At 67.4% G+C, this 13,765-nt stretch carries 15 protein-coding genes; 10 read left to right on the top strand and 5 right to left on the bottom strand.

What is annotated here, in order from left to right; all coding sequences use genetic code 11:
* The 4 genes from ACWDTP_RS07435 to ACWDTP_RS07420 form a co-directional block, all read left to right on the top strand.
* On the top strand, positions 1 to 227 hold a 227-nt coding region (locus ACWDTP_RS07435), incomplete at its 5' end, for a hypothetical protein (RefSeq protein WP_450018101.1).
* Entirely contained in the window at positions 205 to 1,068 is an 864-nt protein-coding gene (locus ACWDTP_RS07430) for a sugar phosphate isomerase/epimerase family protein (RefSeq protein ID WP_450018099.1), read from the top strand. The genes ACWDTP_RS07435 and ACWDTP_RS07430, both read left to right, overlap by 23 nt.
* Before the next feature lie 231 nt (positions 1,069 to 1,299).
* Entirely contained in the window at positions 1,300 to 2,016 is a 717-nt protein-coding gene (locus tag ACWDTP_RS07425) for an SDR family NAD(P)-dependent oxidoreductase (protein ID WP_450018097.1), read from the top strand.
* Between the two features lie 34 nt (positions 2,017 to 2,050).
* Positions 2,051 to 3,331 carry an MFS transporter gene (locus ACWDTP_RS07420; protein ID WP_450018095.1) on the top strand — a complete coding sequence of 427 codons (1,281 nt, stop codon included), beginning with the start codon at positions 2,051 to 2,053 and terminating at the stop codon, positions 3,329 to 3,331.
* A gap of 5 nt (positions 3,332 to 3,336) precedes the next feature.
* On the opposite strand, the gene ACWDTP_RS07415 is transcribed toward ACWDTP_RS07420, so the two are convergent.
* Positions 3,337 to 4,014, bottom strand: a complete 678-nt coding sequence (locus tag ACWDTP_RS07415; RefSeq protein ID WP_450018094.1) for a GntR family transcriptional regulator — start codon at positions 4,012 to 4,014, stop codon at positions 3,337 to 3,339.
* A gap of 165 nt (positions 4,015 to 4,179) precedes the next feature.
* Here ACWDTP_RS07415 and ACWDTP_RS07410 point away from each other — a divergent pair, with 165 nt between their 5' ends.
* Genes ACWDTP_RS07410 through ACWDTP_RS07395 form a run of 4 tightly spaced genes read left to right on the top strand, consistent with a single transcriptional unit; the run spans position 4,180 to position 7,234 of the window.
* Positions 4,180 to 5,067, top strand: a complete 888-nt coding sequence (locus tag ACWDTP_RS07410; protein ID WP_450018092.1) for a fumarylacetoacetate hydrolase family protein — start codon at positions 4,180 to 4,182, stop codon at positions 5,065 to 5,067.
* 2 nt (positions 5,068 to 5,069) lie between these two features.
* Positions 5,070 to 5,990 carry a VOC family protein gene (locus tag ACWDTP_RS07405; RefSeq protein WP_450018090.1) on the top strand — a complete coding sequence of 307 codons (921 nt, stop codon included), beginning with the start codon at positions 5,070 to 5,072 and terminating at the stop codon, positions 5,988 to 5,990.
* Between the two features lie 13 nt (positions 5,991 to 6,003).
* The gene (locus tag ACWDTP_RS07400) at positions 6,004 to 6,753 is read left to right on the top strand and encodes an SDR family NAD(P)-dependent oxidoreductase (RefSeq protein ID WP_450018088.1); all 750 of its coding nucleotides are present in this window, start codon (positions 6,004 to 6,006) and stop codon (positions 6,751 to 6,753) included.
* A 34-nt stretch (positions 6,754 to 6,787) separates the two neighbouring features.
* Positions 6,788 to 7,234, top strand: a complete 447-nt coding sequence (locus ACWDTP_RS07395) for a nuclear transport factor 2 family protein (RefSeq protein ID WP_450018086.1) — start codon at positions 6,788 to 6,790, stop codon at positions 7,232 to 7,234.
* Here the strand turns inward: ACWDTP_RS07395 and ACWDTP_RS07390 are convergent.
* The 4 genes from ACWDTP_RS07390 to ACWDTP_RS07375 form a co-directional block, all read right to left on the bottom strand.
* On the bottom strand, positions 7,231 to 7,950 hold the full coding sequence (locus ACWDTP_RS07390; RefSeq protein ID WP_450018085.1) for a hypothetical protein: 720 nt from the start codon (positions 7,948 to 7,950) through the stop codon (positions 7,231 to 7,233). The genes ACWDTP_RS07395 and ACWDTP_RS07390 overlap by 4 nt on opposite strands.
* Complete coding sequence (locus ACWDTP_RS07385; protein WP_450018083.1) at positions 7,947 to 9,161, bottom strand: zinc ribbon domain-containing protein; 1,215 nt, start codon at positions 9,159 to 9,161, stop codon at positions 7,947 to 7,949. Before ACWDTP_RS07385 ends, ACWDTP_RS07390 begins: the two co-directional genes overlap by 4 nt.
* The gene (locus tag ACWDTP_RS07380; RefSeq protein ID WP_450018081.1) at positions 9,158 to 10,765 is read right to left on the bottom strand and encodes a S53 family peptidase; all 1,608 of its coding nucleotides are present in this window, start codon (positions 10,763 to 10,765) and stop codon (positions 9,158 to 9,160) included. The genes ACWDTP_RS07385 and ACWDTP_RS07380 overlap by 4 nt, the downstream gene beginning before the upstream one ends.
* A gap of 106 nt (positions 10,766 to 10,871) precedes the next feature.
* Entirely contained in the window at positions 10,872 to 11,171 is a 300-nt protein-coding gene (locus ACWDTP_RS07375) for a hypothetical protein (protein WP_450018079.1), read from the bottom strand.
* Between the two features lie 291 nt (positions 11,172 to 11,462).
* Here ACWDTP_RS07375 and ACWDTP_RS07370 point away from each other — a divergent pair, with 291 nt between their 5' ends.
* Both ACWDTP_RS07370 and ACWDTP_RS07365 read left to right on the top strand, forming a co-directional pair.
* Positions 11,463 to 12,173 (top strand): hypothetical protein, encoded by a 711-nt coding sequence (locus tag ACWDTP_RS07370; RefSeq protein ID WP_450018077.1) that lies wholly within the window; start codon positions 11,463 to 11,465, stop codon positions 12,171 to 12,173.
* A gap of 3 nt (positions 12,174 to 12,176) precedes the next feature.
* Entirely contained in the window at positions 12,177 to 13,763 is a 1,587-nt protein-coding gene (locus ACWDTP_RS07365) for a DNA polymerase Y family protein (protein ID WP_450018075.1), read from the top strand.
* The last annotated feature ends 2 nt before the right edge of the window (positions 13,764 to 13,765 follow it).

The raw sequence follows: 13,765 nt of genomic DNA, 5'->3' as shown, positions 1-13,765 counted from the left end.
CCCGCGAAAGCGCTTTCCGGGGTACCGGCGTGTCTGCTCGCCGAGGAATCGGCAAGCGTATGGGCAACCCGAGTTTCAATCTGTCAACGCATTTTCGAAAACCTGATACTGTGTCGAATGCTGAAGAGGGTGGGCGTCTACCTGCCCTGATGATGGAAATCGCTGGTCGGTACGACTTGGCGCAACATAAGGAGCGGATGGCCCGTGGCAGTCCTGAACGGATGTGACCTGGTTCTATGGGAGGCCAACGTGCGTGCGCACGACTTCCCCGGACAGTTGCGCGCCGCCGCGGCCGGCGGCTTCGGCCATTTGGGCCTGACGCCGTCGGCGCTGCTGTCGGCCGTCGAACAGTGCGGTGGGCACGCCGCGGCTCGTGACATGGCCGCCGACCACGGTGTGCGCCTCGACTACCTCGACACCGTAACCGGCTGGGCGCCGATCCGGGTGCCCCGCACCGCCGATGACGCTCTGCGGGCCCGCTTCGACTTCTCGATGGACGATTGCTTTGCGCTCGTCGAGCAATTCGAGATCACCTCGATCCTGGCCGTCGGCGTATTCGACGGTGGTGCAGTCGCTTTCGGTGACATGGTGGACGGCTTCGGGGCGTTGGCCCGGCGCGCGCAGGCCCACGGCGCCCATGTGGACCTTGAATTCATGCCGTTCTGGGGAGTTCCAGACATCCACACGGCCCGCGCGATCGTGGAGGCGGCCGGGTGTGACAACACCGGAATCATGGTGGACACCTGGCACTTCGCCCGAGGCCTCCCGGATATCGCGGCGCTGACGGCGGTGGCCGAGTCGGTGCCGGTCGGCATCCAGGTCGCGGACGGATCGGCGCGGTCGTTGGATCCGGACCCCACGTATGAGACGACGCATCTGCGGGACGTCCCAGGGGAGGGGCAATTGGATGTCGTCGGCATCCTATCCGCCATCCTGTCCAAGCAGACTCCGAGATCTATTGGCCCCGAGGTGTTCTCCGATGCCCTTGATCGATTGGAGCCGGAGATCGCGGGGGCCCGGCTGGCCGAGGCGATCCACAAGTTGACGGCCGAGGCCGTCGGGGCTTGATGACGACGAACGCCTGCAGTCGCTGATCTGACTGCAGGGCCAGCACGTCACGGTTCAGAGTTTTCGAAAATTCGAATTGCTTTAGAAAATATCTTGACACTTCGAATCATGCGTCGTAGAACTTAGATACCGGCGAAGGCGAGCGTGCAGCACGGCGCCGCCGGACAAACCCTCACGCCGTCCGCATCGAGCGGTGATGCTGCGTGCCCGATGGACAAAGGAGTCAACGTCATGCGTCTGGCAGGGAAAGTCGCCATCGTCACCGGCGCCGCGCAAGGTATCGGGCGGGCGACCGCCGAACTGTTCGCCGAGCAGGGCGCGACCGTCTACGCCACCGATATCGCGGAAAGCGCTGTGAATGAACCCATTCGATGGCGCAGGCTTGATGTGACGCAGCTCGACGAGTGGGATGGCATCGTTACCGAAATCGTCGCCGAACACGGCCGGGTCGACATCCTGGTCAACAACGCCGGTGTCGTGCATTCGTATGACGGTGTCGCCGAGATCAGTCTCGAAGCCTGGCGCACCGTGCTCGACGTGGACCTCACCGGGACGTTCTACGGAATGCGCGCCGTCATCCCACACATGCGCGATCATGGCGGCGGATCGATCGTCAACCTCTCGTCGATCTGGGGCAACGTCGGCGCCGCCGGGGTATCGGCCTACCAGGCGGCCAAGGGTGCTGTCCGGACCCTGAGCAAGAACGCTGCCGTGACGTACGCCGATCACAAGATCCGGGTCAACTCGCTGCATCCCGGGTTGGTCGACACACCACTGATCGCCGGTCAGGACCCCGCGGTCACCAAGCAGGTTTTCGACGCGACGCCCATGGGCCGTGCCGCCGCGCCGCGCGAGCTGGCTTTCGGGGCGCTCTTTCTGGCCGGCGATGAATCGAGTTTCATGACCGGTGCCGAACTGGTCGTCGACGGCGGCTATCTCGCAATCTGATCCCACCCGCGCCAGATATCAAAGGAGATACTTCATGGGTACCATCGCCCCGGTCGGGGATCCGGCCGCGCCGACGTCACGGCTCACCCGTATCGGCATACCCAGGCCGCTGGCCTGGGGCTTCTTGGCAGTGTTGCTCTTCATGGTCGGCGACGGAGTCGAAACCGGGTACATCGCCACGTTTCTGGGCGATCAACCGGGCGCCTCCCGCGGCACGGCCGAGACGGCGATCGCGGTGTACGGGGCCGCGGTGGCAATCGGCTCGTGGCTGTCGGGCACGTTGTCCACGATGTACGGGCCGCGCGCGGTCATGCGCGCCGGCGCCGCGGTCTGGATCGTCTTCGAGATCCTTTTCCTCACGGTCGGTCTCACCACCGGCCCGGCTGCCATGATCGTGCTGTATTCGATCCGCGGTCTGGGATACCCACTGTTCGCCTACGGCTTCCTGGTCTGGATCGTCGCCGCGACACCCTCCGACCGGTTGTCACCGGCGCTCGGCTGGTTCTGGTTCGTGTTCGTCGCGGGGCTGCCGACTCTGGGTTCCCTGATCGCCAGCGTCAGCATCCCGGTCATCGGTGCCTACCAGACGCTTTGGCTGTCACTGGTGCTGGTGGTCGTCGGCGGTGCGGTTGGATCGTTCGCCGTACGTGAGCGCACCGGGCGCAGTGCGTTGTCGGCGTCAGCGAGTGCCAAGAACCTGCTCGACGGCATCACGATCTGTTGGCGTGAGCCGAAGATCGCCATCGGTATGGGAGTCAAGATCGTCAATGCCGCCGCGATGTTCGGGTTTTTCGTCTTCCTACCGTTCTTCTTCGAAAGCCTCGGGTTCAGTTCTTCGCGCTGGCTGCTGCTGAACACCCTGATATTCGTGGCCAATCTCGCGGGCAACCTGATCAACGGATTCCTGGCCCACCGCCTCGGGTGGCGGCGCACCGTGACCTATGTCGGAGCGCTCGGCTGCGCCATCGCCACGCTCCTGATGTACTACGGACCGCTCATGGCGGGCAACAACTTCCTGGTCGCCGCCATCTGCGGCAGCCTCTACGGATTCGCGCTCGCCGGATTCGTCCCGTTGTCGGCGCTCATGCCTGCCATGGCACCCAGCGGTGACACCGGGAGCGCGTTGGCCATGCTGAACCTCGGCTCGGGCCTGGCCGCCTTCGTGGGCCCTGCCATCGTGGCCGTATTCCGTCCTCTGGTCGGCATCGCCGGCGTGGTGTGGATCTTCGCCGCGCTCTACGTCGCGGCCGCGCTGGCCTCCCGATGGCTGACCACACCGGCTGATCCCGAGGTCGCCAGAAGGTCTGCGGTCTGATGCTGTCACTCCTGGGACTGCAGGAGCTTGTCGGTGGTGCGCTGAATGTGTTCGCGGAGCAGGCGGGTGGCCAGATCGGCGTCTCTGGCCACCACCGCGTCGGTGATGGCGCGGTGTTCGCCGGCGATGTCACGCTCCCGGTCGTGTAGCGGTGCTGACCACCGTCGGTAGAGCTCGGCGGATTCGCGCAACGACATGGCGGTGGTGCGGATACGGCCGTTGGGGCACCCCAGCAACAGTGAGTCATGGAACGCGCCGTGGGCGGTGACCCACTTCTCGGTGAACCTGGCCGGATCGGCATCGTCGTACATCGGCGTGCGGTCCAGGATGTGGTGGGCGGACACGGTTTGCGCCTCCCACTCCACGCCGGCCCGTTCGATGGCGAAACGCAGTGCCAGAGACTCGATTTCGCAGCGCGCCTCGGTGAGGTCGGCAAGGTCCTCCGCGGAGATCTCGGTGACCTTGAAGCCCTGCTGCCACTCCGAGACCACCAGGCCTTGTTCGGCGAGGCGCTGCAGGCCTTCGCGGATCGTGCCGACACTGCACGAGAACCGGGTGACCAGGTTGGCGAACGGCAGTTTCGTGCCCGGCTCGAGGCGTCCGGTGAGGATGTCGCTGCGCAATTCCTCGAAGACACTGGTCTTGGTGACCCGACCGGATGTGGTGGCGCTGGCGGCCTTCATGCGAGGAAGCTCCTCCTGGAGTCGGATGATTCTTTTTCGAACACTCTATCACCTACTGAAATACACATCTATTTTCGAAAATACGGTTGACATTCGTAACATGGTGAACTGTGATGAAGGGGTGCGCCCGGCGGGCGCCTCGACACATCGGCGATGGAGCAAGTAGTGCGTGTAATGAACTTGGATGGCCGTCTTCATGTTTCGGCCGGGGGTGGAGCGGTCGACGTGGCGGCCGCATCGGAAGGCCTTTTCGCGGCCGACCCGCAGGCTGTCTACGCTCGGTGGGACGAATTTGCGAACTGGTACCGGGTGAATCGGGCGAAGTTGGAGGCCCAGCCTGCGGTGCCGGTCGACCCGGCCAACCTCGGCTCACCCGCCCCGAGCCCGCGGCAGGTCTTCGCCGTCGGTCTGAACTACAGCGAGCACGCCAGTGAATCCGGGTTCAGCCGTCCCGAGCGGCCGGTGATCTTCACCAAGTTCGTCTCATCGATCTCCGGACCGGTCACCACCGTGCCCTTACCCGCCGGGTCGGTCGACTGGGAAGTGGAACTGGTGGTCGTCATCGGGCGTGGGGGCCGTGACATCGCCGTCGAGAACGCCTGGTCGCATGTCGCGGGATTATCGGTGGGGCAGGATCTTTCGGAACGCGAACACCAGCATTCGGGCCCGGCGCCGCAGTTCAGCCTGGCGAAGTCTCACCACGGCTTCTCGCCGATCGGACCCGAGCTGGTGTCCGTCGACGAGCTACCGAACCCGGACAATCTGGAAATCAGTGCGAGCATCAACGGGGAGACCGTCCAACACGGCTTCACCGGTCAACTGATCTTTCCCGTCCAGGTTCTGTTGGCGCAGTTGTCCGAAACCGTCGAGCTGTACCCCGGTGATGTGGTCTTCACCGGCACCCCCTCCGGCGTCGGGGCCGGTCGGACCCCACCGCGCTACCTCGCCCCCGGTGATGTTCTGCGCAGTTGCGTGCAGGGCATCGGCGCACTGCAACAGACGTTCGTCGCAGCAGAAGATCGGCAGGCGATTGCGGCAGGCCGGGCGGTCTGACCATGGCGCTGCACCGGCTTGACTCGATCGTCCTCGGCGTGCCGGATGTTGGCGCGGCGGCCGACTTCTACCGGGATTTCGGACTCCTCGACGCGGGTGACGGATATTTCGCGACGCTGGACGGCGGTCGGCAACTCCGTCTGGTGCCCGCGCCCTTCCGGCGGCTCGTGAGCGCCGTGTTCGCCCTCGACGACACCGACGACCTCCACCGTGCCCACAATGCGCTGGCGGGAATCGGTGTCTCGTCCACCGTCGAGGATCAACGGCTCACCACGGTCGAACCGACCACCGCGGTCTCGATCCAACTGGTCGTGATGCCACGCATGACACAGGCCCGGTTCGAGGCCGCACCGGTCAACGCACCCGGCCGGATCGACCGGGTCAACGCCCGCGCATCAGGCGTGACGGCAACCGGCCGGGTGCGTCCCCGCAGGCTGGGGCACGTCGTCCTGGGCAGCCCGGACTTCGACCGCTGCCGGAGCTTCTTCGTGGATGCGCTGGGCTTCAAGGTCAGCGACATCGTCCGCGATGTCGGGGTGTTCCTGCGGTGTTCCACCGATCACCACAACGTTCTCGTCCAGCGTGCCCCGGTGCCCTTCATCCACCACAGCAGTTGGCAGGTCGACGACGTCGACGCCGTCGGTAGGGGAGCGACCGCCCTGCTCGAAGAGCACCCGGAGCGCCACGTGTGGGGGCTCGGTCGGCACTACGCGGGATCGAACTTCTTCTGGTACTTCAGGGATCCTGCCGGAAACTTCGCGGAGTACCACAGCGATATGGACCACATCCCCGAGGACGCTCTCTGGACGCCCGAGATCCTGGAGGGGGCGAAGGGATTGTTCGAATGGGGCCCGCCGCCGCCACCGTCGTTCATCAATCCTGACGATCTGGCCGAGCTGATGATCAGCGGCCACCCGAGCTGACATGGATGGGCTGATGGGAGGTCTGAGTCTGGCCGGACAGCGGGCCGTGATCACCGGTGCCAGCCGGGGGATCGGCAGGGAAGTCGCCGAGCTTCTCGCGGGGCGCAACGCAGAAGTGATCATGTTGGCCCGCAGCCGATCCGACCTCGACGATGCCGCGGGAGAGATCGTCGCACGCGGGGGCAGTGCGACGGGTCTGGTGGTCGACGTCAACGACGACCACGCACTGCAAGGTGTTTTCGACGGCATCGGGCCGGTGGATATTCTGGTGAACGCCGCGGGCGTCAACCGGCCCAAGCCGTTCCTGGACGTCAATGCCGATGACCTGGATGCCCTCATCAACCTCAATCTGCGGGCGATGTTCCGGGTGTCACAGCTCTTCGTCCGCAATGTGGTCGAGCGTGCGGCGACAGGGGTGATCGTCAACATCTCCAGCCAGATGGGCCATGTCGGCGCGCCCGACCGCAGTCTGTATTGCGCCACCAAGCACGGGGTCGAGGGGCTGACGAAGGCGCTGGCGGTCGAGTTGGCGCCGATGCGGGTGCGCGTGGTTTCGGTCGCACCGACGTTCATCGAGACGGCGATGACCCGGGCATTTCTCGCCGACCCCGACACCCATCGGTCGCTGGTCTCGAAGATTCCGATCGGCCGGTTGGGGACCCTTGCGGAAGTGGCCGAAGTGGTGGCATTCGCCGTGTCGCCCGCCGCGTCGTTGGTCACCGGCAGCAGCATCCTGGTCGATGGCGGATGGGTTGCGCAGTAGTGGTTTTGCGTCGAAGTACGAGCGCGAGGGAAAGATGAGCAAAGAGCAACGTCAGGCCGAACCCGAAGTCATCGAGGTTCTGCACCGGTTCTATGCGGCGGAGACGACGTATCTGGAGTCCGAGCCGAAGGACTTCTCGATCATCGCCGCGGTCCTGCACCCCGATTGTGTGATGCATCAACCTGATTCACTGCCCTATGGCGGCCGCTGGCAGGGCCATGACGGCTTCGAACGGTGGATGACGGCGTTCGGTGCTGCGTGGTCGACGTTGGTGGTGACCGACCCCACGTTCTACGTCTCCGGTACCGATGTCGTGTTCGTCCGCTCGACGGTGCACGCGACCGCACGCGCGAACGGGGCGGCATTGAGTTGGCCGCTGCTGCAGATGATCACAGTGAAGGACGGACTGATCCTTGAGATGCAGCCCTTCTACTGGGACACCGCGGCGATCATCGAGCCGCTCGGCGCAGAACCGGCTTAGCGGGGCGGGTCACCGCGCCAGCGGAAACTGTTGACGTACTTACCCATATCGAGCGCGAGCTGCAGGTTGGCACCGGACGGCTTGCTCGCGCCGGACTGCGGGCCGAACTCGTGATAGGGCCCTACCGCCGAGGCGATCAGGGCGAGGTCGTCCTTGACCGCGACCATCACGATCAGCCGCATCCGGGCGTAGCTGCTGGTGGCACCCTGGGGCCAGTAGTCGGCGACAAGTCCGTACCCCGGGTGGTAGCCGACCATCGCGTTGGGGATCTCATAAGCCGTTCTGGTGTCCGGGAACGTCTTGCCGATAAGCGTATTGGCGATGTCCTGCGGTGCGCGGCCCGCGGCGGGCTGGCTCATCAACTGCAGCATGCCGCCGTCACCGGCCAGGAATTTGGCCGTCACCCCTTTGGGATCGGTGTTGACGTCGTAGGCGGCCCCGGAGACCGGGTAGGAGACCGAGAAGCTGCCGTCCGGCGCGGTGAACACCGGGTTGATGGTCACCGGTTGTCCGGTCGGTGGTTGGCCGCAGTCCGGTGGGCACATATAGCGTGCGGGTGGCTTGCTCAGCACACCCGACAGCGACACCAGGACGGCGGCCACCACCGCGATACCGATGCACAGGATCGCGAGCACCTTGAGCCACGAGGTGCCCCGGACGCCCCTGGTTCTGCCCGTCGCGATGGGCACCGCATAGCCGGGGAAGAACGTGGTCATCCGGTACCCGACTCACGCATCGGCCGGTTCGCGCGGCGCTCGGACCGGGACGACCGCGACGACGCATGGGTGGCTGCGCCGCAGAGCGCGCAGAACGACATATCGGGTACGACGCCGCCGCAACGCGGGCAGAGGATGGGTTGGTCGGAGGCGATCTCGTCCTGGGCCTCGTGCAGCAGGGCCAGATGCAAGCCCACCCGCAGTGTGAGCACGGCCAGCAGCGCCACCACCAGATGCACACCCAGTTGCGCCCATTGCGGAATCCGCGCGACGTCGATCATCCCGACCGCTCCGTAGACGACGAGTACGGCGAACCCGCAGGTGAACAAGATGAGGCGGACGAACCCCACGTGTTTGTGGACCTTGCTGGCGGGCCGGGTGAACCACAGTGCGGCACCGATCAATCCGCCGGCCGCGGCCGCGGTCAACGGCACCGCGATGCCGCGGATCCCGGCCTCGACGATCAGGCTGGACAGCGGGCGGTTGTGGTTCACCATGCCGGTGGTCAGTTGGGGAGCCAGCCGGGTCAGCGTGGCCGCCGCGGTGAACGCGGTGGCGCCGAGCGCGCCGATCATGAACCCGTCCAACGATTCCCGGCTGGACGGCCGCAGTAGTCGCACCACCACGGCCGGCACCAGCATGAGCAGCAGGCCGCCCACCGGTACGCCGAGGCCGTTGCGCATCATCCGGTCGGCGGTGACGCCCGTGCCGAGGGGAACGCCGTAGGACCGGGCCATCATCGCGCCGGTGAGAAGCACCCAGCCGATGCCCAGTGCGATCCCCAGCAGCGCGGTGATGGTCAGGGTCCCCCTTGGCAGGTCGAGGAAGGCGTCGGACTCCCAGAGGTAGATCAGGAACAGCAGCGGCAGCCCGAGCGCGGCGACCGCGATCAGTGCCGCGGGCAGCCGCAGCAGGCAGAACACGACCATGAGCGCCACCAGGATCAGCATCGCGATCCGGAACAGGCCGCGGGAGCGCTGTGACAGGTGCGGAAACAGTGAGCTGGCGATCGACGGGCGCAGCAGGTGCTCGTCGGGCGCGACACAGGATGCGCTGATGCGCAGCCATTCCGGTCCGTCGCCGGGTTGCTCGTTGAGGTGCACACCGCACAGGCCGCAGTAGTTGCCGTCGGGGACGTCGGTCTGACAGACCCGGCATTCGGTGGTCGGCACATCGTCGTCGGCGGTGTCGTTCTCGGGTGTTTCGGTCATTGGTTCGCCTTCTGCAGGAGAAGAAGGTTGTTGACGAGGTTGTCCACGTCGGGGGTGCCCAGTCCGGTCGCCATGTCGTAGCCGGGGCCGGCGGAGGCGACCGCGTTACCGCCGAGGGTGACGTCGCGGAACGCGGGCCGTGGCGCGCCCTGGGCGATGCGGTACAGCATCGGGTTGAGGTCGCCGAGGGCGCGGCCACCGTTGTCGATCAGGTACTGGTTCATCACCGCGGCGATCCCGGCCCACAGCGGTGCCGCCTGTGATGTGCCGCCGCCGACCAGAACCTGGCCGTCCAGCACGATTTTCACGCCGGTGAACGGGTCGGCCACTGCGGCGATGTCGGGGGTCAACCGCTTCTGCTCATCGTTGTCGTCGGGGGCGGAGAGCCCGCGCTGCCACTCCGGACGGTCGAACAGCGTCGAGATGCCGCCGCCGGTGCCCTGTGACAGCGGGACGTCGAACCAGGCCTGCTCAGCCAGCCACCCGCCGCCGGTGTCGGTGGACAGTGTGGTGCCACCGACATTGGTCATTTCGGGCAGTGAGGCAACCGAATCCAGGCCGACGTCGTCGGGGCCGGGCGGGGACGACCAGTCCTGCCCGCCCCGGCATTCCAGGCCGGCCAGATCTCCGCTGGCGTCGAATGCGGTGGTGCCGTCGGTATGGGCGGCGGCCAGCGCCGCGCGCACGGGTGCGAGATCGGCTGCGGTGAGCAGCTTGTCGCAACCCCAGCCGATCGAGAGGCTCCATACCGCGCCGGGGAACTGCCGGTCGGCGTCCTCGAACATCTGCCCGATCTTCTCGTAGGCCCCATCGCCATGGACCGTCGGGCGGGCGTTGATCACCACCTTGCGCGCGTCGGGAGCGATGGCATGGGCGACCTGCAGATCCATGGTGGTCTCGCCGCGCGGGGCGCTCGGTTGCCCGCCGACCAGGACAGGGGTGAATCTGGGCAGGTTGAACGTGGTGGCGTAGGTGTCCAGATCGGCCTGGTCGTAACCGTCGAAGGCGAAGAAGACGATGGTCTGGCCCTTGCCGGTGTAGCCCTGGTCGGCCAGCCGGCGCAGGTTGTAGGTGTTCAGCAGCGCCTGGGGCGTCAAACCCCGATCCGGAACGTCGCGCGGCAGGTTGCGCAGGTCGGGGGCCGACATCCGGTACGGGGTGTAGCCGAGAATGCGTCCCGCCTCGGTGATTTCACCGCGCAGCGGTTCGGGGACCGACGGCTGTTGCGGTGAGGCGTAGAACTCCTGGCCGCGTTTGCCCCGGTAGTCGTGGATGTCGACGCCGAATGCGGTCGCCACGTCGGCGGGTGCACCCTCCACGATCGCCCAGTGATCCCCGGGACGCCACCGCACCGAGAGTTGGTGCGCGTCGGCCCATCCGAACAGCGCCACCGGACGCCCCGGATGGCTCAGGGTCATGGTGAGCTGAACCGGCCCACCGTCGGAGGGGCCGAGATCAGCTGAGGCGGCGAGTAATTGGGCGTACGGGCCGGCGATCTCGGCGGGCCCGTACGCCCCTGGAGCCGGTGTCTCCCGCAGGTCGGACACCAGCAGCGCGCCGACCATGATCAGTGCCAGCGGCCACCGGGCGATGGGCCAACGCATTGACCCATGCCCGGAGGCGCTGGTGCCCTTCCCGAAGGTGGCGGAACGACGTCGCTCACCGGTCATGGCGCACCGGTCGGCTTCGGCGATGTGTCGAATGCCGGTTCTATCCGGTGTTCTCCCGGTTGCCCGGGATGGCCGTGGCCGGACCGGGTGCCTTCACCGACGGGGTGAACAGGTTGCCGCCCGTGGGGTTGATCGACTTCTCGGTCGGCTCGACCGGCGGCGGCGGAGCCGGGGTTTCCGGGGGTGCCGTCGTCGTGGTCGTCGTCGTGGTGGTGGTCGGTGTTGTGGTCTCGGGTGCCTTCTCCTCGGTACCGCAGGCTGCGGTGAACGAGATCATCCCGATGACCGCAGCGCCACCCGCGGCGATGGTGAGCCGGCGCGCCAACTGCCCTGACTTCATGATCCTTGTCCTCACTTGTCCCCCGGAGTTACATAAGCTGGCGTGTGAATCGCGTTGCGATTCCCACTGTCTGCAAACGCAGACGGGCACCAGATCCCATCCCAAGCGGATTCTGACGAACCGAACTCTAACTTAGTGCGCCGACCTGCGCAGAGGCATTACAGCTGGCATTACCGATCGGTGACATCGAAGCCGTGCGCGGCTTGACGGTATCGGGGGTCGGGTGTTTACTCGAGTCATCGAACATATATTCGAAACCGATCGGATTCGGGTGGTGCTGGAGGTACTTGTGTGACGGCTGCGGTTGGTCCCGATCTGCACCTGCTTACCCGTTCTGAACAGGTAGAACACCTTCGCCGCAGGATCGCTTCGGTATCGGGGAAGGTGGGCCCGGCGCGCCGCGGGCCGTCGTCGTCCGACGGCCCGCCGTTCGCTCAGGATCCTTTGCTGTCGGTGATCGGTCCGCAGGCCCGGGAGCCGTCCGAGCGGTTGCCGACGACGTTACCGACGACGTTGCCGCGCGGGACGGTGGCCGTGGCGGCCGGGGCCAGGTCGTTGACGCTGGGTCTGGTTGCGGGGGTGACGGCCGCGGGCGGGCATGCCGCGATCGTCGGGCAGCCCGATGCGGGACTGCTCGCGGCGGTGGAGATGGGCGCCGATCTGAGCAGGCTCGCGGTCATTCCCGATCCCGGTGCCGATCCGGTCGAAGTGGCCGCGGTGCTGATGGACGGGATGGACCTGGTGGTGCTCGGGCTGGGCGGGCGTTCGGTGCCGCCCGGCCGGACCAGGGTGATGGCGGCCCGGGCCAGGCAGAAGGGCTGCACCCTGCTGGTGGTCGACGGCGACTGGCGGGGCTCGGCCACCCGGTTGGCGGCCAGGGTCAGCGGTTACGAGGTGACCGGCGCGGGCCGGGCTGCCCCCACACCGGGGCGGGGCCGGATCGGTCGGGTCCGGCTGGCCATGCAGGGTCCCGTGGGATCGGCATATGCGGCAGGCGGATAGGCCATGCCGGGGAGTTCTCGGGTGCTGGCGCTGTGGTGCATGGACTGGCCCGCGGTGGCCGCGGCCGCGGCGGCCGGTCTGTCGCCGACGGTTCCCGTCGCGGTCACACTGGCCAACCGGGTGATCGCCTGTTCGGCGTCGGCGCGGGCCGCCGGGGTGCGGCGCGGGCTGAGGCGGCGGGAGGCGCAGGCCCGGTGCCCGCACCTGCACGTCGTCACGGCCGATCCGGCCCGCGACTCCCGCCATTTCGAGGAGGTGACGGTCGCGGTAGACGATCTGGTGCCGCGCGCCGAGGTGCTGCGGCCGGGCCTGCTGGTGCTCGCGGTGCGCGGTGCGGCAAGGTATTTCGGTTCCGAACCGGCCGCGGCCGAGCGGCTGGTCGATGTGGTGGCCGCGGCGGGGGCGGAGTGCCAGGTCGGTATCGCCGATCAACTGTCCACCGCGGTCTTCGCGGCCAGGGCGGGCCGGATCGTCGAGCCGGGCCAGGATGCCTCGTTCCTGTCCGGGCTGTCGATCCGGCAGCTGGCCACCGAGCCCGCCCTGGCCGCACCCGGCCGGGAGGATCTGTCGGATCTGCTGTGGCGGATGGGTATTCGGACCCTGGGGCAGTTCGCGGCCCTGCCCCGAACCGATGTGGCCTCCCGGTTCGGGGCCGATGCGGTGGTGGCGCACGCCTTCGCCCGCGGTGAGCCGGACCGGGGGCCGTCGGGGCGGGATCCGGCGGCCGAACTCGACGCGGTGATGGACTGCGACCCGCCGATCGAGCGGGTGGACGCCGCGGCCTTTGCCGGTCGCTCGCTGGCCGGTGTCCTGCATCGCAGCCTTGAGGCGGCGGGTGTCGGGTGTACCAGGCTGGCCATCCATGCCGTCACCGCCAACGGCGAAGAGCTGGAGCGGGTCTGGCGGTGCGCGGAACCGTTGACCGAGGACGCCACCGCGGACCGGGTGCGCTGGCAGTTGGACGGTTGGCTGAACCGCCGCAGCGACGAGCGCCCCACCGCGCCGATCACCGTGCTGAGGCTGCGCCCGGTGGAGGTGGTGTCTGCCGCGGCGTTGCAGTTGCCGCTGTGGGGTGGCATCGGGGAGGAGGACCGGCTGCGCGCCCGGCGTGCCCTGGTGCGGGTTCAGGGGCTGCTCGGCCCGGAGGCGGTGCAGGTGCCGGTGCTCAGCGGGGGGCGGGGCCCGGCCGAACGCATCACCTTCACGCCGCTGGGGGATGAGCCGGTGCCGCGGGCCGATCCACGCCAGCCCTGGCCCGGCCGGCTGCCCGAACCCTCGCCGACGGTCCTGCTCGACGACCCGGTGGAACTTCTTGATCTGCAGGGCAATCCGGTGCGGGTCACCAACCGTGGCATGTTCTCGGCGGATCCGGCTCGGCTGGCCGGGGCGGGTCAACGAGACGGCAGCCTGTGCTGGTGGGCCGGGCCGTGGCCGGTCGACGAACGATGGTGGGATCCGGACAACCGGGGGGCGGGGCGGACTGCGCGGGCCCAGGTGTTGCTGAGCCAAGGAGACGGGGACGACGGCGGCCTGGCTCTGCTGCTGTGTTACCGGCAGCGGCGCTGGTACCTGGAGGGCGCCTATGAGTAACC

It is taken from the genome of Mycobacterium sp. NPDC003449 (assembly GCF_053588415.1).
This window is presented reverse-complemented; position numbering and strand designations above follow the sequence as displayed.